Annotated in this window: 9 protein-coding genes; 1 reads left to right on the top strand and 8 read right to left on the bottom strand. The window is 54.4% G+C overall.

Going from position 1 to position 25,679, the window contains the following annotated elements:
• Window positions 1-3 precede the first annotated feature (3 nt).
• Both ACMYSL_RS18580 and ACMYSL_RS18585 read right to left on the bottom strand, forming a co-directional pair.
• The gene (locus ACMYSL_RS18580; protein ID WP_434659417.1) at window positions 4-651 is read right to left on the bottom strand and encodes a fimbrial biogenesis chaperone; all 648 of its coding nucleotides are present in this window, start codon (window positions 649-651) and stop codon (window positions 4-6) included.
• Window positions 652-697: 46 nt separating this feature from the next.
• Window positions 698-1,222, bottom strand: coding sequence for a fimbrial protein (locus ACMYSL_RS18585; RefSeq protein WP_434659419.1), 525 nt, complete (start codon window positions 1,220-1,222; stop codon window positions 698-700).
• Window positions 1,223-1,524: 302 nt separating this feature from the next.
• On the opposite strand from ACMYSL_RS18585, the gene ACMYSL_RS18590 reads away from it, so the two are divergent.
• A complete protein-coding gene (locus ACMYSL_RS18590) occupies window positions 1,525-2,226 on the top strand; it encodes a helix-turn-helix domain-containing protein (protein WP_434659421.1) in 702 nt (233 codons plus the stop codon).
• A 14-nt stretch (window positions 2,227-2,240) separates the two neighbouring features.
• Here the strand turns inward: ACMYSL_RS18590 and ACMYSL_RS18595 are convergent, their stop codons facing one another.
• From ACMYSL_RS18595 to ACMYSL_RS18620, 6 genes are all read right to left on the bottom strand, one after another.
• Window positions 2,241-3,179: a peptidase gene (locus ACMYSL_RS18595; RefSeq protein WP_434659423.1), complete on the bottom strand. Its 939-nt coding sequence runs from the start codon at window positions 3,177-3,179 to the stop codon at window positions 2,241-2,243.
• A gap of 30 nt (window positions 3,180-3,209) precedes the next feature.
• On the bottom strand, window positions 3,210-6,341 hold the full coding sequence (locus ACMYSL_RS18600; RefSeq protein WP_434659425.1) for a glycosyltransferase: 3,132 nt from the start codon (window positions 6,339-6,341) through the stop codon (window positions 3,210-3,212).
• 259 nt (window positions 6,342-6,600) lie between these two features.
• Window positions 6,601-7,821 carry an HlyD family efflux transporter periplasmic adaptor subunit gene (locus ACMYSL_RS18605; RefSeq protein WP_112215306.1) on the bottom strand — a complete coding sequence of 407 codons (1,221 nt, stop codon included), beginning with the start codon at window positions 7,819-7,821 and terminating at the stop codon, window positions 6,601-6,603.
• The gene (locus ACMYSL_RS18610; RefSeq protein ID WP_182237681.1) at window positions 7,818-9,965 is read right to left on the bottom strand and encodes a type I secretion system permease/ATPase; all 2,148 of its coding nucleotides are present in this window, start codon (window positions 9,963-9,965) and stop codon (window positions 7,818-7,820) included. The genes ACMYSL_RS18605 and ACMYSL_RS18610 overlap by 4 nt, the downstream gene beginning before the upstream one ends.
• Window positions 9,962-11,398, bottom strand: coding sequence for a TolC family outer membrane protein (locus tag ACMYSL_RS18615; RefSeq protein WP_181482792.1), 1,437 nt, complete (start codon window positions 11,396-11,398; stop codon window positions 9,962-9,964). Before ACMYSL_RS18615 ends, ACMYSL_RS18610 begins: the two co-directional genes overlap by 4 nt.
• Before the next feature lie 171 nt (window positions 11,399-11,569).
• Complete coding sequence (locus tag ACMYSL_RS18620) at window positions 11,570-25,555, bottom strand: Ig-like domain-containing protein (protein ID WP_434659428.1); 13,986 nt, start codon at window positions 25,553-25,555, stop codon at window positions 11,570-11,572.
• Between the last annotated feature and the right edge of the window lie 124 nt (window positions 25,556-25,679).

Raw genomic sequence — 25,679 nt, forward strand, 5'->3', positions numbered from 1 at the left:
TCCCTAAAGCTGGCGATGAACCGCCTGGCTGATACCACCATAGTCGTTGATTGCCCGCCAGCTCACCTGAGAGGCCGTTACCGCAGGTAATCTGATGCTTCCTTTTGGAGGAACAATGTTGATATTGTTGTATTCTTTACCGTCTACATTCAAAGAATAAAGCGAGACAAAGTAGACGCTGGGATTTGAAATAACCAGCTGACTTCCCTGATGGGTTACTTTCAATTCCTGCCAGGACTCTTCGGGTAATCCGCGCAGTTCAGCCGGACGATAAAGTAGTTTTAGCCGCGACTTAACGACCATCCGGAGAGCATTCTCTGACACCTCACGACTGTCCATCGCCGGAATAGACTTCACGTTCAGCCAGAATAGAGACTCACGATCCTGCGGCAGCGTTCCTCCCACAAAAACCACACGCAGCATGTTTTCTTCGCTAGGAAGAATTCGAAAAAGGGGCGGAGTCACAATAAACGGTGAGGTCTTCCCGGCAATATCTGACTCTATCCAGCTTTGCACCAAATAAACGCCGGAGGATTTCTCATTACTCACCATTAGCGACACATTTTTTTTCTCCGCAGGATAAATGACCCGCGTGCCGCCAATAATAATCCCCGCCTGGACGCTGGTAGTGAAAGAGACCAGCGCAAGCATTGCTGCACACATTTTCATATTCAGACTCTTCCCTGTCAGTCGAATGTTATTTGTAGATGATAGTGAACTGCGTGGTCGCGTTGGCGCTGCCCACCGTCACAGCTGCGGCGGTCGAAACATAGCGGGCGACAAAATCAAGGGAGTTTGTTCCTGAAGTCAGAGGATAATTGCGGGAAGCGATATGCAGCGGGATCGGCGTACCTGTTTTGTCAGCAATCTCAACGGCAACACCCGAAGCCACGGTCACCCCGCTATCCAGAGTAAGTAAATCAGGATATTTATCATCTCCGATACCATCAAATTTGAATGTCGCTCCGGTAACGGTTTCCGGACATGACTTGATGACCAGGGTAAAGCGGGTTGGTGAACTTTTCTGACCAATAGCGCCATTTAATGAAGCTTTTGTGACTTTACCTAATTCCACAGTCTGGTTTTGCGATGAACTGTCTACAACACAAGTTTGGTCTGCAATGTTACCGGTAAATTTAATCGTACCATCGGCAGCAATTGCGCTGGAGGTAATTAAAAACAAAAAGCTTACTGTTTTTTTATTTATGAAAGACTTATGCATATGAAACTCCCTGACGTTGAAAATAGAACAAATAGAAATCATGGCCCAAGAGACGATGCGCAATGGACAAATTATTTGCGCAAAAACGGTGTTAATCTAAAGAATAAAATATTACGCATTTACCAAAAAATCACATTGACTAATATGATTTCATGGGGATAAATTACAAGTCGTAATTTATAGCAGCAAGGTAATCCTCACAAGCTCCAATTAGTCTCCATCTGGACTGAGCGTTTGTTTTATTTTTAAATTGTACAATTTTACGTCAATGATCTTTTAATTCTTTGTTCTGAAGGAAGAAAATGAAAAGGAACAGCAAGAGTCAACTCCAGGATGACATATTAAGAAAAGTCGTTAAGCCTACGAAAGATATAGAAAAATTGATTGAAGTAATCGCTAGTGGGCGAAAAATATGTACGATTAACAAAAAACGCAACATTAACTTGACGCAGAATGGTGAGCGCCAATGCCTGATATTACTTAGCGGAAGCGTAGCCCTGAATCGCATCAGTGATGGGATGATCCTTAATGCAGAGTGTGCGCCATTTATTTTCGGTGCGAGCGCTCAATTATCATACATGCGTCACCTTTACGTCAAAGCCAAAGAGACTTCAAATTTACTACTGCTCCCGCAACGAATATTCCATGAGGAAATTGCAAAAAACAATCTGTGGCAATCGCTCGCCATGCTTCAGGACTATAGCTCAGCGAAAGTATATGCTCATTGTCTGACCGTATCCCAGCTTTCTGCATACGAAATTATTCGTAGCCACCTTATTGAGCTACTTAACGAACCCGATGAAATTAAAAGAAAAATAACTGCAAGCAATTATATTATGGACCATTCTTTTCTATCCCGCAGCGGGATAATGCGAATTCTGTCGAAACTGAAAAGTGATGGCTATATTAATTTATCCCGCGGAATTTTAACGGATATTATTGATCTACCGGAAAAACTTAATATGTTTTACTCTAAATTCGAGGCAAAACATTCTGAACAGTAACTGAGTTCCGCACCTCAATGCGTAGCTGATTCCGTCGCCGCCAGCGCCTGGCAAATCAGACTGTTGAACTGTCCGTCCCGCTGCTGTTTCTCAGTCCAGCGGGTATTAGCCAGCTTCATTTCGCGGGAAATACCTGCGCTGCTTTGCGCTAACTGTTGAAAAAATGGCCGCAGCATCTCTCCCCCTGGCAGCGACCGGAGTTTAAACACCGGGCTGCCATCAACATAGCGATATGCCAGCACCTTATTCGGCAAGATTATCGCCGGGAAAGCGTGCTGTGCGTAGCTAGCCCAGAAGGGCGCCGCATTATAGCCACGAGAAAAGTTACTCTCGCAAGCAGGAAGTTCAGCTAACGGCGCGATTCTTTTTTCTGCGGGCCTGAACGCATTTTCCATCCAGCGCGCCATCCCTTCCAGATACCATTTTTGTTTAAACACCGCGTAGCCGTACTGGTACAAATGGAAAAGCTCGTGGGCAGGGGTAACGTTACGTGCGGGCTGTAGCGCAGCGTTAAGCACAATTTTTAATCCGCAGGGAAGCACAGTGCCATCGTTCATGGTTTCCGCCGCTACGCGATCGAAGGCCAGACCGTTGCCTTTTGGGAGAGTCAGCAGGTAGATATTAATCTGCCGGGCCTGGGCGTAGATCTTCTGCTGCAGCGGTGAATGTAACCCCAGCAGCGTAGTATAAAGATATTGTGCCGCCTGGAGCTGGCTTGCGATATCCGTTATCACATCCGGCACGCCTCCCCCGAGGCTATCCTGCGGATATTGCAGGGCATCCTTACCCTGCAGGCTGTAGTAAATATGAAAGTCATCCACTACGTGCACTTTTTCCAGTCGATGCTCGTGGAGCAAAGCACCGGGCACGCAGCGGGAAACCTGCAGCACATCGCGGGCCGCAAGCGGCGAGCAGCAGCAGGATGCCAGCAGCAGCGCGATGATTCGCCTCATCGCGCCTCCGAACGAAACCGAAGAGCACGGCTATCCAACGTTAGCCGCCCGACCAGTTCCGACCAACGGTTCCTCATCATCAACGATCAACCGCTCGCTTGCCTCCTGCCATGCCGCCCAGCGCCTGGCAATGGCGCTGGCGTAATAGCGCTGAGCGTTACTCAGCGCAGCTTGCTGCATACTTTGCTGCAACGCTTTGTCGGAGATGACTTTTATCAACGCCGCCGCCAAAGCGTCTTCATCACCGCAGGGCACCAGAATCCCGGCCTGCATATCCTGCAGGATATCGCGCGGACCGTATTTAATCGCAAAACTAATCAGCGGCGTGCCGTAGGCCATCGCTTCAACGGCAGAAATAGACTGCCCCTCCTGGGTCGAGCAAAGCACCGTGCAGCAGGCCGTTTTATGCGCCAGGGCGATATCCGACGTAAAGCCGTTAATATGGATCGCCTGCTCAAGCCCCCACTCCGCCACCTGTGCACTTAAGTTGCGCCGCAGCGGCCCAACGCCATAGGTATGCAACTGCGCGCCAGGGATCGCCGCCACAACCTGGCGAAATGCGCTCAACAGCAAGGTATGCTGTTTCTCCGCTGAATAGCGCGCCAGGTAGATCACCGTTTGTGAAGGAATTTTCTGTGGGGCCGCAGGGATATTGCTGTTATCCAGGTGGTTTGGAATCACCGCCATTTGCTTGTGCGGGAATCCTTCTTGTTGCAAGTCTTGCCACTGTTCATCGGTCAGGATAATTAGCGTATCCACAAGGTCCGGTTGTTGCAAAATATGCCGGTACGAGCTTTTCAGCTCACCGTTGGACAACTGGTGATGAGAGTGAATGATAGCGCTCAGCGAGCACGTCATACGCTGGGCTGGGCGCGAGCAGACAAAGTTTTTCCACGTTTTATTCTTATCGACAATAAAGTGCCAGCTCCCTCTTCCCGCCAGCATGGTTTCCAGCATCCAGGAGAAAAATGCTTCCTCTTGCGCAAAGCGTTTCATTTCACCGTTCGCCAGGGCAATTTCAAGATAGCTTAACTGCACATTGGCTTTTTTCTCGTCATAGCATTTGCGCAAAAGAATATTCCCCGCGCAATCAAGATAATCCTCAATGATATTTCCCTGAGGGCGCTGCAGATAATTGTTTTTACCCACTGGTAGATCCGCATCGGGATTTACAGCGTGCCTGAGTTCAATATTCCCCGCTAACGGTGCCAGCGCGGTGAGTATCTTCATCTCCCGGCAGTCACTTAGCCACTGATAAATATTATAAACCGGCACCTCTTCGGGTAGCGCGCCGCGAGCTTTCAGCGCTTTTACCGTTTTCGGTAACGCGGGATCCCACGTCGTGGTAATCAGCCACGGTACGGTGCGCAGATGTTCGGTAAACAGCTTCGCCCGACGCATAGCCGCCACTTCGATACCATTGCCAACATCGCGCAGCATCTCCAGCAGGAAAACAGGGGTCGCGTTATTCGACGGCAATGCGTCGTCCTGCTGGAGCGGCGGCTTTTTTGCCGCTAAATGATATTTCTGATAAGCAATAAAACCGGAAAGATAGTGCTCCACATCATCAATTCGCACGCGATAGCTGTGGTGGCGAATAAAGAAGCTGTTGACGATCCGCGCGGGATTTTTAAAGAACATCGCCAGTTCGGGCCAGAAAAAGCCGTTCAACAGATAGCGGGCGCGGGTTTCCAGCGCCTGCCAAAACTTCTGCTGGTCAAAATCATTCAGCAAATGCCGATGCTCAGGCGACGCGTCCAGCCGGGTCACCATTTCAGACGCCGCCATCATGAGTTCAAGCAGCGTAGGATAGGTCGTGACTCGATGGAGCACGAAATCAAGATGATCGCGCACGTTGCTCAGGCCAAAGCGAAAGTACTTCTCTTCCGGGCGAAAGCGGGTCAACTCGTTGACGCAGTAGCTCAGCCAGTGATCGTGATGCTGCCAGTGTTTATTTTTAATGAAGTAGGCGAAAGCTTTTTCCACCATCTCCAGCCACTGTGCTTCTTTGGTCAGGCCGTACAGGCGCATTAAGGCAAAAGCGGCTTCACCATCGTAATAGATGATGCGGAATTTGGCTTTCAGCGAGAGATCTTTGCTGTTCAGTACATGGACAAACTCGCCGCTGAGCGGATCCTGCATAAACGCAAGCCCGGTCGCCAGCTGTGCCATCAGCGGCAGATATTGCTTGTCCCCAGTGACTTCGGTGTACTTCACCAGCGCCAGAATGCTGACGGCGTTGCCGCCGAGTTTGATCTCATCACCCACGTCGCAGAGAAACGCCGCCTCGCGGCCATCGTCCAGCGTGCGGACTTCAATCAGGTGACTCACCAGATACGCAATCGCCCGGTCTATCGCCTCACGCACCGCGGGCTGACGCGTGGCCTCCCAGCCTTCAATCAGCGAATAGGTGGAACTGGCATGGCGTAGCGCGTTATAAGAGCGAACTGGCCGGTCGAAACAGGGAAACCAGCCGTAATGATAAAGGCCGTCTTTCTTCACCTGGCGGGCTAAATAATCGGTGCCTTTTTTAATCACCTCGCCCAGGCACTCATCCTGCCAGTTTTCACCAATCGTGCGATAGCCGGAGCCCCGCCCGTCATGTTCAATCACTTTTGCGCCAAAGCGATCGCAGAAGACGCCCTGAGTTTTGAAACGCCAGAAAGGCTGCTGTGGGTCTTCTGGCCAGTTGAGCTCTTGCTTAAACCGCCGCTGGGCGTAGTTTTGCAGATTAACGCTATTCGGCGCGACCACGCCGTTATCACCATCATAAAGCAGCGCGTTCCCGGCAATCTCTTGTTCGAGCATTGCGCAGCTAAACTGCGGGTCAAAAGCGAGACCGAAGCGGAAATAGTTGCGCTTGGTAATGAGGAATTTTTCACTGAGCGATTGCCAGCTCAGCTTTTCAACGCTGTCCACCACGTCGACGCGCAGCCATTGCGGCTCGTTGTCTTGTTTCTTGCGCCACGCTTGCAAGGCACGGGCCCCTGCCAGCCAGGCGAGATCGAAGCTGGTTCCTGTCGCTATGTGCACATGCGCGCGCTCTTTGCCATCGCTGACGCTAAAGAAGATAACCCATGCCGGATAATCAGAGGGCAATGCGGCGGATGTTAATTTTTTGGCCTGAAAGCAGGCATGTTGTAGTAAATCGCTTAGCGCCATCTTTCCCTCTCCGTATATTCAAAACTGCATTGCATGTTTAAAAAATTATTATTAGTGACTGCCGACAAACCCGTTTTGGATATTGCGCCACATTATTATCGGGTGGCGGCTTACGCCTTACCCGACCTACGAAAACTGCATTGCGCGCTATTTCCCCGGAGGCGGTGCTGCCGCACCTGTCCGGGCTACCGGCCAGCAGACGGCTGTAAACCCGTAGCCCGGTCAGCGCAGCGCCACCGGAAAGAAGTTCGCACTTTAATTAGCGTTCCCTTAAAGCTTCTTTTGCCCGATTAAACGGTTTAACCAGATAATCCATCACCGTTTTTTCACCGGTCTTAATATCGACGGTGGCAATCATCCCTGGACCAATTAAAAAGCGTTTGCCGTGTTTATTTTCCAGGTAATCGTGATCGGTGCGAATAAACACCCGATAGTAGTAAATATCCGGTTTAGCCTCATCCTGGGTCGTGTCCGGTGAGATTGTTTCCACCACACCTTCCAGCGCACCGTAGATGGCATAATCATAGGCGGTAATTTTTACCAGCGCCTGCTGATCGGGATGAATAAACGCGATATCGCGCGGTGAGATCCGTGCTTCAATTAATAAACGTCCGTCAATGGGGACAATTTCCATTAACTCACCGTTGGGCGCAATAACCCCACCAATAGTGTTGACCTTGATATTTTTAACAATTCCCTGCACCGGCGAACGCACCGTTAAGCGGGTGACCGAATCGGCGCGACCTTTAATCACTTCCGCCAGGCTGGCGACGTCGGCATTGGCTTTTGATAGCTGTTCACGAGCGTCAACAAAATAGCGCGTGTTGATATCGATTTTTTTAAAGCCAATATCCGCCACCTGCTGGCGCAGGCGCAGCACTTCAACATTGCTCGCCGCTCCGGTTTTTGCCAGCTTTTCGGTAATGGCCAGTTCGCTATTGACCAGCTTCAGCGACTCATCCAACTGACGCGTGGATTTGATCAGCTGATCCTTACGGCTATGGTACAGGCGAGTCTCTTCCGCCAACAGCGCGGGCCAGGCTTTCAGCGTGTCGGGAAATACCAGCGGCTGGTTGTTAACCTCAGCGGTTAAGCGAATGCTGGCGGCCAGCGAAGCGCGGTACTTCGCCTGGCTTTCGCCCACGTTAGATTCACTGCGGGTCGGGTCAAGACGAGCCACTACCTGCCCGGCTTTAACCTTGCTACCTTCCCGCACGTTCAGCTCGGTTAAAATGCCGCCATCGAGAGTCTGTATCACCTGCTCGCGGGAGCTGGGGATCACTTTGCCAGTGCCCGTGGAGACTTCGTCCAATACCGCGAACCATGCCCAGACGCCACCGACGAGTAGCATCATTGCCAATACCAAAATTAACCGACGCGATTTGACGATCTTCGCTTCATCTTCTTCGCTATCCGGCAGCAGCGCGACCGGGTCGTTATCAGTCAGCGCTGGTAATACAACATTGCCCGGCTTATTCATATATTCACCACCTGAGCGCGAGCTTTCTCTTGTTCAAAAACGGTTGCTTTCGGTTTATCCAGCGCCAGCTGTCCGTCCTGAATAACCAGGATCCGGTCAACAATATTAAGGACTGCGGCTTTATGGGTGGCGATAATCATCGTTCTCTCTCCGGCCCATTGCGCCAACTGATCCACAAAGGCTTTTTCCGTGCGCTCGTCAAAAAACGAGGTCGGTTCATCGAGCAGGATGATGTTCGGGTCGCGCAGCAGCGTTCTTGCGAGCAGCAGTGACTGCCGCTGACCGCCGGAAAGCCCCAGCCCGCCCTCCATAATGACGTGTTCAAGACCAAGGGGCAGTTTGCGCACAAACTCCAGCGCACCGCACAAAGTCAACAGCGAGAAGATTTCATCATCGGTCGCTGCCGGGCGTCCAAGCATCAGGTTTTCACGCAGCGTGCCGTGGAACAGACGCGCTTCCTGAGTCAACAAGGTGGCGTTGCGGCGAATATCCGCAAGATCGATCTGCGGCAGGCTCAGGTCATCCAGGCGCAGCTCGCCGGAAGCCAGCTCGACGTTGCCCATCATCGCCTGCAACAAGGTTGATTTACCGGCGCCGATACGCCCGAGAATGGCGATTTTCTCTCCGGCTTTAATGGATAATTGGTTAATGCGCAGCGGGACAGTGGCGTCGTTAAGGCCATAGCGAAATTCCGCCTGACGAAACTCGTAGTTGCCGTGCAGCACAGCACGATGAACGCGGGGTTCATCCTGGCCGCCTTCCACCGGTAGCGCCATCAGATTGTCGAGGCTGGCTTTCGCCGTTTTCACCTGCTGCCAGCGGGCAAGCACGCCGCACAGCGCGGTCATCGGCGCCACCATACGGGTCGATAACATCGATGCCGCCACCATCGCCCCGGTGGTGATATCGCCGCTGATCACCAGCGGCGCACCGACCACCACCACCACGGCATAGAGCAGGTTTTGTACCGACATTCCCCAGCTCACCAGGCCGTGTGTCAGCTTGCGCGTTTTGACACCGGACTCGGCGGTAATGGCGATATAGCTATTCCACTGATGCAAAAAGCGACTTTCCGCCTGCATCATTTTGATATCCTGCAGGCCCTGAATACTTTCCACCAGAATAGCGTTACGTAAGGTGTTTTCATGTTGGTTCTTATTTGCCAGCGCGGCGAGCTTACGCTGCAATAACAGGCCGGGAAGGATCATCAGGAGCGTCGCTACCGGCGCAATCCAGCTCAGCCACGGCGAGACAATAAACAGCACCACCTGGAAGAGTAAAAAGAACGGCAGGTCCGCCACGATAGTCATCATCGTTGAGGTCATCATTTCGCGCACCTGCTCCAGTTCGCGGATCTGCGAAATAAAGCTCCCAGTCGAGCGCGGCACCGCGTTGTTTTTCAGGCGTAACGCGTGACCGAAAACCCGGTCCGATACGCGAATATCCCCACGTTTACCGAGCAGATCCGTCACGTGCCCGCGCATGATCTTCAACGCAAAGGCAAATATCGCCGCCAGCACCACGCCGCTGAACAAGACATATAAGGTGGGATAAGATTGCGCCGGGATCACCCGGTCATAAACCTGCATCGAAAAAAGAATGCCGCTCAGCGCAAGAACGTTAATGGCGAACGAGGCCAGCATCACATGCATATAGGGGCGAATATCTTTCAGAACGATCTTGCGCAACCAGTCCGGCTGGAAGCGGGTCAAATAGCTTTCGCTGCGAATGTCCTTTTCCGGCGCCGACGGGCGAAAAGCAATTGTTTGTTCTATTTCCGGCAGCAGGGTTTCCAGCGGGCAATAGCTGAGCAGCGAAAGCTCTTTCACAAACCGCACTCCGACCGCATTGTTCACGTCAAAGCTTTCAATAACCGCAATCTGTCCATCGCGAAGCTGAATGACCAGCGGCAGACGCCAGGCCGACATTCGCTGGTCGGTGGCGGATAAAAACTGGCAGTTTAGCCCGGCATGGCGCGCCAGATGCCGGAGCGCCTCCGGCAGGGTCTTCTGCGTTGCCCACTCGGCGGCGGCATGCAGCGTTCCGGGTGAAAAGCTTTGCCGGTAGTGGTTAGCGATAAAGGCGATGGCATTGGCCCAATCGAGCAAATGCGGCACCCCTTCGCGTTCATTTTGAGTGGTCATGGGCGGATCTCCACGCCCTGGATATTTTGATTTTCCAGCGCGAACACCGTGCGCATCTTGCCGGTACTAAACAGGCAGTCCAGTTCAAGGGAGCGCAGTTGCGATTCCGTCAGGACCTGGCTAAATCTGGCCTGGTAAATTTCCTGATCGACGTTGAGCAGATCCAGCAGCGGGCGCGAACCCAGCTGGAGATATTGATCCTGGTACAGCGCCCGGGTTTGCTCCCCTAGCTGCTGCTGGCGTTTCTGAATACCCAGCGATTGAGCAAGGTTAACGGCTTCATCGCGAGAGGCGTTCAGTTTCTGGCTGGCGTCCAGTTGCGCAGTTCTAATCGCCGCATTAGCCGCCGCCAGGCCTTGCTGGGCAGCGTCGCGGGAGGCGGTCATCGCCCCGCCCTGATAGATAGGCATCTGAACCTTAACCCAGGCGGAATATTGCGTTTTATTGAGCGCCGCGCTGTTGGCGTAATTGTCGTTGAGATAGTGCGTGACCTCAGGTTCAAGGGAGATGGTCGGCAGCATTTGCGCGTTGGCGTTATCCAACTGCGCCTGAGCCTGGCCTGCCTGAGCCAGCGCGGCTAATACTGCGGGAACAGATCGATAATCAATTTTGGATACCGCACAAGCGGCATCCATCCCCGGAGGCACCTCATCCGTTACCGTGGCGATCCCGCCGATGCCGATATAGGTCGCCAGCGTGGCTTTCCAGCGTTCGAGTGCCGCCTTATATTGCAAGAGCGTGGATTGCGCCCCTTCCACGCGGGTATCGGTTTGCACAACATCCGATAACGAAGACGCGCCCGCATCGTTGCGCTGACGAATAAGGTCGCCAATTTGTTTAAGCGAATCGACCTGCGCTTTGGCGATGTCAACCAGCTTTTGGTAACCCTGCACCTGCACCACCGCCCCGGCGGTATCATGAGCGACCTGATCGATATTCAGCATGACGGTGGCCTGCTGTTGGGCCACGCCGGAGTCCGCGGCTCTGACCGAACTGGAAACTTTGCCGAAGTCGTAGAGCATTTGCGATACCGATACCACCAGTGATGGTGTATATCCGGCATCAGAATAAGAGTTTGTATAACCATTATTCATACCCGCACTGATTTGCGGGTAATATTTGGCTTTCGCCACATCCACCTTTTGCGCCATTTCCTGGAGCTTACTCACCTCCTGAGTAATAGATGGATGCCAGTTGACTGCATTTTTCACCGCTTTTTTAATATCAAGCGGGCCGGACATTCGGGTTTGGTTATTAATAATCTCTTCATTGTACCCCGCTATCTGCTGGCTATCGGTTAAGCGCTGGCTACTAATATCATTTGGCATTAAATATGAGCTTTCTGCATTCACCACAAATGCAGGGTTGAGTGAAATAAATAAGGCGGTATAGCCGCAGGTTATGACAATCCCTTTTTGTTTAAATAGGCGCATCAAATTTACCCTTCAGAAAGCACGCACTGAAAAAACGGATATCATGATTTCCGCATCATTGTTTTTATTAAATGATAGTCTGCTATTTCCCGGTTCACTGCCCGAATTCATTCCTCCGCGATAAAATAACCTCGACAGCACTTCCCTGTGCTGTCATCGGTGTAATACGCCTTAGTTGGAGTTATTGGTATCAAGCAGCTCGTTGAGCGTATTGATATGTACTCCTTCCAGCGTAATTAAGGTTGTTGATTGATGGTTGCCAGCCCCACCGTCGCGGTCGATTGATACCACCGTATTACTGCCGACGTAGCTCAGAGTGACATAGTTGCCCAGGCTACTGCTGTTTCCATCCCAGCCGACCAGCAGCGCCGATACATCTATGTGGTCCCCTTGCGCCACCGAGAAGTCCTTCCAGGTATCGCTGCCGTTGCCGCCGGTATTGTCATCAGCCAACAGGTTGTAAACCACCGTATCGGCCCCGACACCCATGGTGAAGGTATCGTTATAAGCGGTACTGTGGATATCATCGCCGTTCACGCTGCCGCCAATCTGCGGATGCAGATCGATGGTCAGGTGTCCGGTAGACGCCGGGCTGCCATTATCGTTCAGGGTATAGTTGAAGATCTCCTTACTGGTCATGGTTGATACATCAACATTTGCTTTCAGTGCATAGGTATATGCGCCGGAGCCTGTTATCGTCAGCACGCCATACTGACCCGTCACTTGTACGTTACTAACTGTCGCTCCACTACCATTGGTGATAGTGCCGTCATTGTGGAAGGTCCAGGAATCGGCATTACCCAAACCGTTCTTGCCGGAGATGGTAAACCCACTATGGTAAGCACCGTAGGTATCATCGACTCCGCCGGATCCCGAACCGTTCAGGATATTCCCCGTCACCGACTGCGCAACGGTGTAGTGCGTTGCGGTATCGACCAGGTTTCCGTTCACTGTAGCTGACGAGCTATAGGTCACATTCAGCGTCGATGTCAGATTGTGCGAAACCGTCAGCGTGTAGTTACCCTCAGCCAGATGTAGCCCGGAGAAGGTAACAGTGTCGTTATCACTCCCGCTGCTTGCCAGTGCACCTGTCAGCGACTGCGAGTAGTTCTGAGTCTGCACTACCACCGTAGTCGTTGAACCATCACTATTGGTCACAATCTGCGATATCGTTATCGTCCCTGTCAGTGATGCATTCAGTCCCAGCCCAGTGATCGGAACCCGACTGGTCCCCGCCAGACTCAGAGTTATTGCCGGGTTATCCAGTTCGTGATCCGCGGCAACGGTAAAGTTCATCGTTCTGGTGACGCCGTTAACCGACTGCCCCCCATTCACCTGCGTCGCCGCCACGCTGAGATTTGTCGCGACATACGGTGTTATCACCGCTGCTGCCAGTGCCGTAGCCACGTTCATCGATACCTGGTCATCCACCGCCTGCGAAGGTGCGCCGTTGATATCAATCGTCAACGTAGTGCTCGCCGTATGCCCCAGACTATCGGTGATGGTGTAGGTAAAGACATCCGATTTACCTGCACCGTTGAGGCCTCCATTCGGCTGGTAGGTATAGCTACCGTCGCTATGGATAGTCAACGACCCCCAGGCACCCGCTATCGTCGTTCCGCTGCTGCTTACCGACACGGGTTCGGATCCGTTAACCGAGGTAGCCGTTACGCTCGCCACCTTGATATTTACCCCAGTATCCGCAACATCACCACCAACGTCGCTTTGCAGTACGTTACCCGCAAGGCTATCCGTGTGATAACCCTGAGAATCGGCGACCGATACGTTGACATAGGTCCCCAGGTTCAGGTCCAGCAGTGATTTCAGGATCCCTGTTGTCGATGGTGAAGAGACAATTGCCGTGTAGGAGCCTGTAGGCAACATGGAAGTCCAGCCGCCTCCGCTATAGACCAGGTTAATACCGCTCGCATTAATGCTGACCGCATTCGACAGCACTTCGACAACCTGACCGGTAGCCTTATCGACGATGGAGAGATCCGCCGTAAAGGACGAGGCGCCACCCAGCAGGCTCAGGATCGCTGCCACACTGAGCCCGGCACTTCCTGAAACAGCAAGCTGCACTTTTTCGCTCGAACCAGCGGCTACATTAAAATCAAAAGTGTTACCGTTAAGCAGGCCAACATCGACTGAACCCAGCAGCGAAACCCCGACAAGCTGTCCGATAGCACCGCTTTCTCCATTAAGAGTGTCGTAAATCGAGGTCACATCCGTATCCTGCGTATCCGGATTGGCCTGTGCCGGTTCGATATTTCCTCCAATATTGATAGTCAACGATGTTGTGGAGGTGTGACCCCCGGCATCGGTTATGGTGTAGCTAAAGACGTCCGATTTACCGATGGCGGCCCCGCCTTTGGTCAACTGGTAGCTATAGCTGCCATCAGAGTGAATCGTCAGCACCCCATAAGCGCCGGTTATATTGACGCCTGCGCCAGTCACAGTGACGGCGGTTGACCCCTGAACCGAATCAGAGACTGCACTTGTGACCGTGATTCCGCTGCCGCTGTCCGCCATATCCCCGCTGGATGTGGTATCCAGCACATTGCCTTCAATGGCCCCAACGCTGTAGCCTACGGAGTCCGTCACATCAACATTGACGAAGGTTGCCACCTGAGCCGCAGCCAGCGCGTTTATCAGCGATACCAGGGTGCCGGTACTATTCGGCGAAGAGATGACCATGGTGTAATCGCCCGCTGGCAGGTTCGCGAAGGACGCCGTGCCGCTATAGGTGAGTCCGCCAATCAGGCTCGCCGAGATAGACACGCTATTTGCCGCAATCGCTACCACCTCACCGGTAGCGGTATTCACGACCGAGAGATCGGCATTCAGCGTGTTTCCAGCCCCCAGCAGGTTGACGATCGTGGTCAGTAATCCGCTAACCGTTAACAGCGAGTTACCGCTCACCGATACCGTCATATCTTCGACGGTTCCAGAGCCAACGCTGAAGCGGAAGTTACTACCTGACAGCAGTGAGACATCCACGGAGCTGAGTAACGTCACGCCAACCAGTTGGCCGCTGGTGCCGCCGTAACTGTTCAGGTTACCTTCCAGTGCCACAACGTCCGGGCTGTTGCTATCTGGGATAGCCTCGACATCACTGTCGGAATCAGAATCGCTGTCTGAATCCGAGTCGCTGTCGGAGTCCGAGTCGCTGTCAGAATCCGAATCGCTGTCGGAGTCGGAATCGCTGTCGCTATCCGAGTCACTGTCTGAATCGGAGTCGCTGTCCGAGTCTGAATCGCTGTCAGAATCCGAGTCACTGTCGGAATCCGAGTCGCTGTCAGAGTCCGAATCGCTGTCCGAATCCGAGTCGCTGTCAGAGTCCGAGTCGCTGTCAGAGTCCGAATCACTGTCGCTATCCGAGTCGCTGTCGGAATCCGAATCGCTGTCGCTATCCGAGTCGCTGTCGGAATCCGAGTCGCTGTCAGAATCCGAGTCGCTGTCGGAGTCGGAATCGCTGTCAGAGTCCGAGTCGCTGTCAGAGTCCGAATCGCTGTCGGAATCCGAGTCGCTGTCTGAGTCAGAATCGCTGTCCGAATCCGAATCGCTGTCAGAATCCGAATCACTATCTGAATCCGAATCACTGTCAGAATCCGAGTCACTGTCGGAATCCGAGTCACTGTCGGAATCAGAATCGCTGTCAGAGTCCGAGTCGCTGTCAGAGTCAGAATCACTGTCAGAGTCAGAATCGCTGTCCGAGTCGGAATCCGAGTCACTGTCAGAGTCCGCATCGCTGTCAGAGTCCGAGTCGCTGTCAGAGTCAGAATCGCTGTCCGAATCCGAGTCGCTGTCAGAGTCCGAGTCGCTGTCAGAGTCCGAGTCGCTGTCAGAGTCCGAATCGCTGTCCGAATCCGAGTCGCTGTCAGAGTCCGAGTCGCTGTCAGAATCAGAATCACTGTCCGAATCGCTGTCGGAATCCGAGTCGCTGTCAGAGTCGGAATCACTGTCTGAATCCGAATCACTATCCGAATCCGAGTCGCTGTCCGAGTCAGAATCGCTGTCCGAATCCGAATCACTGTCAGAGTCGGAATCGCTGTCAGAGTCCGAGTCGCTGTCAGAGTCAGAATCGCTGTCCGAATCCGAGTCACTGTCCGAATCCGAATCGCTATCGGAGTCGGAGTCGGAGTCGGAATCACTGTCTGAATCGGAATCGGAGTCCGAGTCGCTGTCCGAGTCCGAGTCGCTGTCAGAATCCGAATCGCTATCGGAATCAGAGTCGCTGTCAGAGTCCGAATCACTATCCGAATCCGAGTCGCTGTCGGAATCCGAATCACTGTCCGAATCCGAGTCGCTGTCGGAATCAGAATCGCTGTCAGAGTCCGAGTCGCTGTCGGAATCAGAATCGCTGTCAGAGTCCGAGTCGCTGTCGGAATCAGAATCGCTGTCAGAGTCCGAGTCACTGTCCGAATCCGAATCGCTGTCCGAGTCGGAGTCACTGTCGGAGTCCGAGTCGCTGTCCGAGTCAGAATCGCTGTCCGAATCCGAATCGCTGTCAGAGTCCGAATCACTATCCGAATCCGAATCCGAATCCGAATCCGAGTCGCTGTCAGAGTCCGAGTCACTGTCCGAATCCGAGTCACTGTCAGAGTCCGAATCACTATCCGAATCCGAATCCGAGTCGCTGTCAGAGTCCGAGTCACTGTCCGAATCCGAGTCACTGTCAGAGTCGGAGTCGCTGTCGGAATCCGAATCACTGTCGGAATCCGAGTCGCTGTCAGAGTCCGAGTCGCTGTCCGAATCCGAGTCACTGTCAGAGTCCGAATCACTATCCGAATCCGAGTCGCTGTCGGAATCCGAGTCGCTGTCAGAGTCCGAATCGCTGTCCGAATCCGAGTCGCTGTCAGAGTCCGAATCGCTGTCCGAATCTGCGTCGCTATCCGTATCATCAGCCAGACCAATGTTGATCGTCAGCGTCGTTGTTGCCGTATCGCCATCAGCATCCGTGATGGTGTAGGTAAAGACCTCCGTCTGACCAACAGAATCAGCATCCCCCGTCGCATGATAGGTGTAAGTCCCGTCGGCATAGATCACTAGCGTACCGTAGGCACCATTGATGACCGTCCCGCCCGAACTGACCGGCTCCGCCGTTGCCCCCTGCACCGATGTCGCCACGATGCTGGTCACCGTAATACCTGTGCCGATATCACCCACATCTCCACCTGCGTCCGTCTGCAGCACGTTGCCGTGGATAATCGCGGATTCGTATCCTACAGAGTCGGTCACCGCTACATCCACCGCAGTCACTACGCTGATATTGGCCAGGAAGTTCACCAGTGTCGGCAGGAGTCCGGTCGTTGTCGGCGACGAAATCACTACCGTATAGTTACCTGCCGGCAGATCGCTGAAGCTGGCGCTACCGCTGTAGTCCAGGCTGACGCCTCCCGCAGTGATAGTCACCGCATTCGACGCAACCGCAACCACCTCGCCGGTCACGGTATTAATCACCGCGAGATCGGCCTGGAAGGTGTTCGTGCCTCCCAGCAGAAGCAGTAGCGTATTGAGCAGCGCCGCCGAGCTGAGGATCGTGTCACCGGAAATATCCAGCGCCACATCCTGGGTCGTTCCGCTCGCAACCGTAAAGTCAAAATCGTTGCCGCTAAGCAGCGAAACATCCACCAGACCGAGCACATTCACGCCCGTCAACTGGGTCACCGTACCGCTTAAACCTTCGAGATTGTCATGGTTCTCCACGATCAGCGCGGTGTTGGTATCCGCGTTGGCCTGCGGGATATCAGAGTCGCTATCTGAATCGGCATCACTGTCGCTGTCAGAGTCGCTGTCCGAATCCGAGTCGCTGTCGGAATCCGAGTCACTGTCCGAATCCGAATCACTGTCGGAATCAGAATCGCTGTCGGAGTCCGAGTCGCTGTCAGAGTCGGAGTCACTGTCGGAATCCGAGTCGCTGTCCGAATCCGAATCACTATCTGAATCCGAATCACTGTCAGAATCCGCATCGCTGTCGGAGTCGGAGTCGCTGTCGGAATCTGAGTCGCTGTCCGAGTCCGAGTCGCTGTCCGAGTCCGAGTCGCTGTCGGAATCCGAGTCACTGTCAGAGTCCGAGTCACTGTCAGAGTCCGAGTCGCTGTCAGAGTCCGAATCGCTGTCAGAGTCCGAATCGCTGTCAGAGTCCGAATCGCTGTCGGAGTCGGAATCGCTGTCTGAATCCGAGTCGCTATCGCTATCAGAATCACTGTCAGAATCCGAGTCGCTGTCGGAGTCGGAATCGCTGTCCGAATCCGAATCGCTGTCGGAATCCGAGTCGCTGTCAGAATCCGAATCGCTGTCGGAGTCCGAATCACTATCCGAATCCGAGTCGCTGTCAGAATCCGAATCACTGTCGGAATCAGAATCGCTGTCGGAGTCGGAATCGCTGTCAGAATCCGAGTCGCTGTCTGAATCCGAATCGCTGTCCGAATCCGAATCGCTGTCAGAGTCCGAATCACTGTCAGAATCCGAATCGCTGTCGGAATCCGAGTCGCTGTCGGAATCAGAATCGCTGTCAGAGTCCGAGTCGCTGTCGGAATCAGAATCGCTGTCAGAGTCCGAGTCGCTGTCGGAATCAGAATCACTATCCGAATCCGAGTCGCTGTCGGAATCCGAGTCACTGTCAGAGTCGGAATCGCTGTCAGAATCGGAGTCGCTGTCCGAGTCCGAGTCACTGTCGGAGTCAGAATCGCTGTCCGAATCCGAGTCACTGTCAGAGTCCGAATCACTATCCGAATCCGAGTCGCTGTCAGAATCCGAATCGCTATCGGAGTCCGAATCGCTGTCGGAGTCGGAATCGCTGTCGGAATCCGAGTCGCTGTCGGAGTCCGAATCACTGTCGGAATCGCTGTCGCTATCCGAGTCACTGTCCGAATCCGAATCGCTGTCAGAGTCCGAGTCGCTGTCCGAATCCGAATCGCTGTCAGAGTCCGAGTCGCTGTCGGAATCCGAATCACTGTCCGAATCCGAGTCGCTGTCAGAGTCCGCATCGCTGTCTGAATCCGAGTCGCTGTCCGAGTCCGCATCGCTGTCGGAGTCCGAGTCGCTGTCCGAATCAGAATCGCTGTCCGAATCCGAGTCGCTGTCGGAGTCGGAATCGCTGTCCGAATCCGAGTCGCTGTCAGAGTCGGAGTCACTGTCCGAATCCGAGTCGCTATCAGAGTCAGAATCGCTGTCTGAATCCGAGTCACTGTCAGAGTCGGAGTCGGAGTCGCTGTCCGAATCCGAGTCGCTGTCAGAGTCCGAATCACTGTCAGAATCCGAGTCGCTGTCGGAATCAGAGTCGCTGTCGGAATCCGAGTCACTGTCAGAGTCGGAATCGCTGTCAGAATCGGAGTCGCTGTCCGAGTCCGAGTCACTGTCGGAGTCAGAATCGCTGTCCGAATCCGAGTCACTGTCAGAGTCCGAATCACTATCCGAATCCGAGTCACTGTCGGAATCGGAGTCACTGTCAGAGTCCGAATCGCTGTCGGAATCAGAATCGCTGTCAGAGTCGGAGTCGCTGTCAGAATCCGAGTCGCTGTCAGAGTCCGCATCGCTGTCCGAATCCGAGTCACTGTCAGAGTCGGAGTCGCTGTCGGAATCCGAATCACTGTCCGAATCCGAGTCGCTGTCAGAATCCGAGTCGCTGTCAGAATCCGAGTCGCTGTCGGAGTCAGAGTCGCTGTCAGAGTCCGAGTCGCTGTCAGAATCCGAGTCGCTGTCCGAATCCGAGTCGCTGTCAGAGTCCGCATCGCTGTCGGAGTCCGAGTCACTATCAGAGTCCGAATCACTATCCGAATCCGAGTCGCTGTCGGAATCAGAATCGCTGTCCGAATCCGAGTCGCTGTCGGAATCAGAATCGCTGTCCGAATCCGAGTCGCTGTCAGAATCCGAGTCACTGTCAGAGTCGGAGTCGCTGTCGGAATCCGAATCACTGTCCGAATCCGAGTCGCTGTCGGAGTCAGAGTCGCTGTCAGAGTCCGAGTCGCTGTCAGAATCCGAGTCGCTGTCCGAATCCGAGTCGCTGTCAGAGTCCGCATCGCTGTCGGAATCGGAGTCGCTGTCAGAGTCCGAATCGCTGTCCGAGTCGGAATCGCTGTCGGAGTCGGCATCACTGTCAGAGTCCGAGTCGCTGTCAGAGTCAGAATCGCTGTCCGAATCCGAGTCGCTGTCAGAGTCGGAATCACTGTCAGAATCCGAGTCGCTGTCCGAGTCCGCATCGCTGTCGGAGTCGGAGTCGCTGTCCGAATCCGAGTCGCTGTCGGAATCAGAATCGCTGTCAGAGTCGGAATCACTGTCGGAATCGGAGTCGCTGTCCGAGTCAGAATCCGAGTCGCTGTCCGAGTCAGAATCGCTGTCCGAATCGGAATCGCTGTCGGAGTCGGAGTCGCTGTCAGAATCCGAGTCGCTGTCAGAGTCCGAATCGCTGTCCGAATCCGAGTCGCTGTCAGAGTCGGAGTCACTGTCGGAGTCCGAGTCGCTGTCGGAGTCGGAATCACTGTCGCTATCCGAGTCACTGTCAGAGTCCGAATCGCTGTCGGAGTCCGAGTCGCTGTCAGAATCAGAATCGCTGTCAGAGTCCGAGTCGCTATCGGAATCCGAGTCGCTGTCACTATCCGAGTCACTGTCAGAGTCGGAATCACTGTCGGAATCGGAGTCACTGTCTGAATCCGAGTCGCTGTCTGAATCCGAGTCGCTGTCAGAGTCAGAATCGCTGTCCGAATCGGAATCGCTGTCGGAGTCGGAGTCGCTGTCAGAATCCGAGTCGCTGTCGGAATCGGAGTCGCTGTCAGAGTCCGAATCGCTGTCCGAGTCGGAATCGCTGTCGGAGTCGGCATCACTGTCAGAGTCCGAGTCGCTGTCAGAGTCAGAATCGCTGTCCGAATCCGAGTCGCTGTCAGAGTCGGAATCACTGTCAGAATCCGAGTCGCTGTCCGAGTCCGCATCGCTGTCGGAGTCGGAGTCGCTGTCCGAATCCGAGTCGCTGTCGGAATCAGAATCGCTGTCAGAGTCCGAGTCGCTGTCAGAATCCGAGTCGCTATCTGAATCCGAGTCACTGTCGGAATCGGAGTCGCTGTCAGAGTCCGAGTCGCTGTCCGAGTCGGAGTCACTGTCGGAGTCCGAATCGCTGTCAGAATCCGAGTCACTGTCGGAGTCGGAGTCGCTGTCGGAGTCGGAATCGCTGTCCGAATCGGCATCGCTGTCCGAATCGGAGTCACTGTCAGAATCCGAGTCGCTGTCGGAGTCGGAATCGCTGTCAGAGTCTGCATCGCTGTCCGAATCGGAATCGCTATCGGAGTCGCTGTCAGCATCAGCATCCGAGTCATCACTGAGATCGACTGTCAATTCAAATATCGGAGAACGCTCACTCACGTTCCCGGCCAGATCGGTCACCGTGGTGCTCAAATTGTGAGTGCCCTCACTCAGCGCATCCGGGGTAAAGCTCCAGTGGCCGTCTTCGCCCGCAATCACGGTACCCAGCACGGTATCGCCGTCGTAAATTGTGACTGTACTGCCGGCTTCTGCCGTGCCGCTCAGCGTCGGCGTGTCATCATCAGTGACGTTACCATTGTTCAGAATACCTGTTTCTTCGCCTGCATTATCAAACACCTGCAGATCGCTGACCGTAGCCACCTCCGTGTCCACCGTCAGCTCAAAGGCCGGCGAGTGCACGCTGGTATTCCCGGCCTTGTCAGTTACCGTGGTGCTCAGGCTGTGGGCACCTTCACCCAGCGCGTCCGGAGTATAGCTCCAGTGACCGTCCTCACCTGCCACGACCGTGCCCAGCACGGTGTCGCCATCGTAGATCGTTACCGTGGAACCCGCTTCCGCCGTGCCTTTAATCTCCGGAGTTGTATCATCGGTGACATCTCCGGAATGCAGCACACCGGTAATGGAACCTACATTGTCATTAACCGTTATGTTCTCAGCTGCTGCAGGGGCTTCGGAATCCGAATCGCTGTCCGAATCCGAGTCACTGTCGGAATCAGAATCGCTGTCAGAGTCCGCATCACTGTCCGAATCCGAGTCACTGTCAGAATCCGAGTCACTGTCAGAATCCGCATCGCTGTCGGAGTCGGAATCGCTGTCTGAATCCGAATCGCTGTCGGAATCGGAGTCGCTGTCGGAGTCGGAATCACTGTCAGAATCCGAGTCACTGTCGGAGTCCGAATCACTGTCAGAATCCGAGTCGCTGTCAGAATCCGAGTCGCTGTCAGAATCCGAGTCGCTGTCGGAGTCGGAATCGCTGTCAGAATCGGAGTCGCTGTCAGAATCCGAGTCGCTGTCGGAGTCGGAATCGCTGTCCGAATCCGAATCGCTGTCGGAATCCGAGTCGCTGTCCGAGTCAGAATCGCTGTCGGAATCCGAGTCGCTGTCAGAGTCCGAGTCGCTGTCAGAATCCGAGTCGCTGTCCGAATCCGAATCGCTGTCAGAGTCCGAATCGCTGTCAGAGTCAGAATCGCTATCGGAGTCGGAATCGCTGTCAGAATCCGAGTCACTGTCAGAGTCCGCATCGCTGTCAGAATCCGAGTCGCTGTCCGAATCCGAGTCGCTGTCAGAATCCGAGTCGCTGTCGGAGTCGGAATCGCTGTCAGAATCCGAGTCGCTGTCAGAGTCGGAGTCGCTGTCCGAATCCGAGTCACTGTCAGAGTCAGAATCGCTGTCCGAATCGGAGTCACTGTCAGAGTCCGCATCGCTGTCGGAATCAGAATCGCTGTCCGAATCGGAATCACTGTCAGAATCGGAGTCGCTGTCAGAGTCCGAGTCGCTGTCAGAGTCAGAATCGCTGTCCGAGTCCGAATCGCTGTCCGAATCCGAGTCACTGTCAGAATCTGAATCGCTGTCAGAATCTGAATCGCTGTCCGAGTCAGAATCACTGTCCGAATCCGAGTCACTGTCACTATCCGAGTCACTGTCAGCATCCGAGTCGCTGTCAGAGTCCGAGTCGCTGTCAGAGTCCGAATCACTGTCAGAATCCGAGTCACTGTCGGAATCGGAGTCGCTGTCAGAGTCGGAATCGCTGTCCGAATCCGAGTCACTGTCAGAGTCCGCATCGCTGTCGGAATCAGAATCGCTGTCCGAATCGGAATCGCTGTCGGAATCAGAATCACTGTCAGAATCCGCATCGCTGTCCGAGTCCGAATCGCTGTCAGAATCCGAGTCACTGTCGGAGTCGGAGTCGCTGTCGGAGTCGCTGTCGGAATCGGAATCGCTGTCAGAATCGGAGTCGCTGTCGGAGTCCGCATCACTGTCGGAATCTGAATCGCTATCGGAGTCGCTGTCAGCATCAGCATCCGAGTCATCACTGAGATCGACTATCAATTCAAATATCGGAGAACGCTCACTCACGTTCCCGGCCAGATCGGTCACCGTGGTGCTCAAATTGTGAGTGCCCTCACTCAGCGCATCCGGGGTAAAGCTCCAGTGGCCGTCTTCGCCCGCAATCACGGTACCCAGCACGGTATCGCCGTCGTAAATTGTGACTGTACTACCGGCTTCTGCCGTGCCGCTCAACGTTGGCGTGTCATCATCAGTGACGTTGCCATTGTTCAGAATACCTGTTTCTTCGCCTGCATTATCAAACACCTGCAGATCGCTGACCGGAGCCACCTCCGTGTCCACCGTCAGCTCAAAGGCCGGAGAGTGCCCGCTGGTGTTCCCGGCTTTATCCGTCACCGTGGTGCTCAGGCTATGGGCACCGTCCCCCAGCGCTGCAGGGGTAAAACTCCAGTGACCGTCCTCACCTGCCACGACCGTGCCCAGCACGGTGTCGCCATCGTAGATCGTTACCGTGGAACCCGCTTCCGCCGTGCCGCTCAGGGTCGGCGTGGCGTCGTTGGTCAGATCCCCGCTGCTCAGCGGGCCGGTGTGCTGATTAACGTCGTCGGTCACCACCAGATCGCTGACCGGGGTCACCTCCGTGTCCACCGTCAGCTCAAAGGCTGGCGAGTGCCCGCTGGTGTTCCCGGCTTTATCCGTCACCGTGGTGCTCAGGCTGTGCGCACCATCCCCCAGCGCTGCCGGGGTATAGCTCCAGTGACCGTCTTCGCCCGCAATCACGGTGCCCAGCACGGTATCGCCGTCGTAAATTGTGACGGTACTGCCCGCTTCCGCCGTGCCGCTCAGGGTCGGCGTGGCGTCGTTGGTCAGATCCCCGCTGACCAGCGGACCGGTGTGCTGGTTAACGTCGTCGGTTACCACCAGATCGCTGACCGGAGCCACCTCCGTGTCCACCGTCAGCTCAAAGGCCGGCGAGTGCCCGCTGGTGTTCCCGGCTTTATCCGTCACCGTGGTGCTCAGGCTGTGGGCACCATCCCCCAGCGCTGCCGGGGTATAGCTCCAGTGACCGTCTTCGCCCGCAATCACGGTGCCCAGCACGGTATCGCCGTCGTAAATTGTGACGGTACTGCCCGCTTCCGCCGTGCCGCTCAGGGTCGGCGTGGCGTCGTTGGTCAGATCCCTGCTGACCAGCGGACCGGTGTGCTGGTTAACGTCGTCGGTTACCACAAGATCGCTGACCGGGGCCGCCACCGTGTCCACCGTCAGCTCAAAGGCTGGCGAGTGCCCGCTGGTGTTCCCGGCCTTGTCAGTTACCGTGGTGCTCAAATTGTGAGTGCCTTCACTCAGCGCATCCGGAGTAAAGCTCCAGTGACCGTCTTCGCCCGCAATCACGGTGCCCAGCACGGTATCGCCATCATAAATCGTCACCGTGGACCCCGCTTCCGCCGTGCCGCTCAGGGTCGGCGTGGCGTCGTTGGTCAGGTCCCCGCTGACCAGCGGACCGGTGTGCTGGTTAACGTCGTCGGTTACCACAAGATCGCTGACCGGGGCCGCCACCGTGTCCACCGTCAGCTCAAAGGCTGGCGAGTGCCCGCTGGTATTCCCGGCCTTGTCAGTTACCGTGGTGCTCAGGCTGTGGGCACCTTCACCCAGCGCGTCCGGAGTATAGCTCCAGTAGCCGTCCTCACCTGCCACGACCGTGCCCAGCACGGTATCGCCGTCGTAAATTGTGACGGTACTGCCCGCTTCCGCCGTGCCGCTCAGGGTCGGTGTGGCGTCGTTGGTCAGATCCCCGCTGCTCAGCGGGCCGGTGTGCTGGTTAACATCGTCGGTTACCTGAAGATCGCTGGCATCCGGCGCAGTTGAGTCTATCGTCAGCACAAAGGCTGGCGAACGCTCGCTGACGTTTCCGGCTTTATCGGTCACCGTAGCGCTCAGGCTGTGAGTACCCTCGCTCAGTTCCGGCAAAGTGAAACTCCAGTGCCCATCTTCACCTACAACGACAGAACCTAGTACGGTATCACCGTCATAAATCGTTATCGTGGTGCCAGCTTCCGCCGTCCCTTTAATCTCCGGGGTTGTATCATCGGTGACATCACCGGAATGCAGCACACCGGTGATAGGCCCCACATTGTCATTGACCGTTATGTTCTGGGCCGCGGTAGGTAATTCTGTATCTGAGTCGCTATCCGAATCTGCATCGCTGTCAGAGTCGCTGTCAGAATCCGAATCACTGTCCGAATCCGAGTCACTGTCGGAATCAGAGTCACTGTCAGAATCACTGTCCGAATCCGAGTCACTGTCGGAGTCCGCATCGCTGTCGGCATCAGAGTCACTGTCGGAGTCCGAGTCGCTGTCAGAATCCGCATCGCTATCGGCATCGGAGTCACTATCCGAATCCGCATCACTGTCGCTATCCGAGTCACTATCAGAATCTGAATCATCAGGAGAAATTGAGGAGTGGTGATCTTTATTTGAAGTACCGGCAAACATCGCCGCAATGCCCAGTAGAGCCGCACCCGCCATGGCCCAACCGGCAATGCTTTGCCCTGCACCACCGGTGGCAATGACTTCTGAAAGATCGCTAATCAGAGAATAATGGGCACCATCAGTACCCGCGCCCTCCAGCCACCATAATGCGCCCGTCTCATCGTCCATAAGAACCAGGTCACTGTGCTGTCCATGCTCATCCACAACGAAAAAGTTTTTAATTGTAACGGTGTCACCGTTATGGAGTTTTAGAACAAGATCATTACCTTGCCGGGCATATGAACTAATCTCTTCACGCTTGACATGCAGGAGAACCACTGACTGCGTATTTAGATTAACTAGATTGCCATCAACGGTGCGTTCGACACCCGTTTCTTTCACTGTCACATTTATATTTTTCATCAGGTTGCACCCTTGAGATGAAGACGCAGTCAGAGGTATGAGATAATTCTTAATAATCCATCTTATTAGATATACCAGTTCCTGGAGTCCCGCAAGAGCATGACAAAATAAGAAAATTACATCC

Origin of the sequence: Klebsiella sp. MISC125, from assembly GCF_051131775.1 — a bacterium.
GTDB lineage: Bacteria > Pseudomonadota > Gammaproteobacteria > Enterobacterales > Enterobacteriaceae > Klebsiella.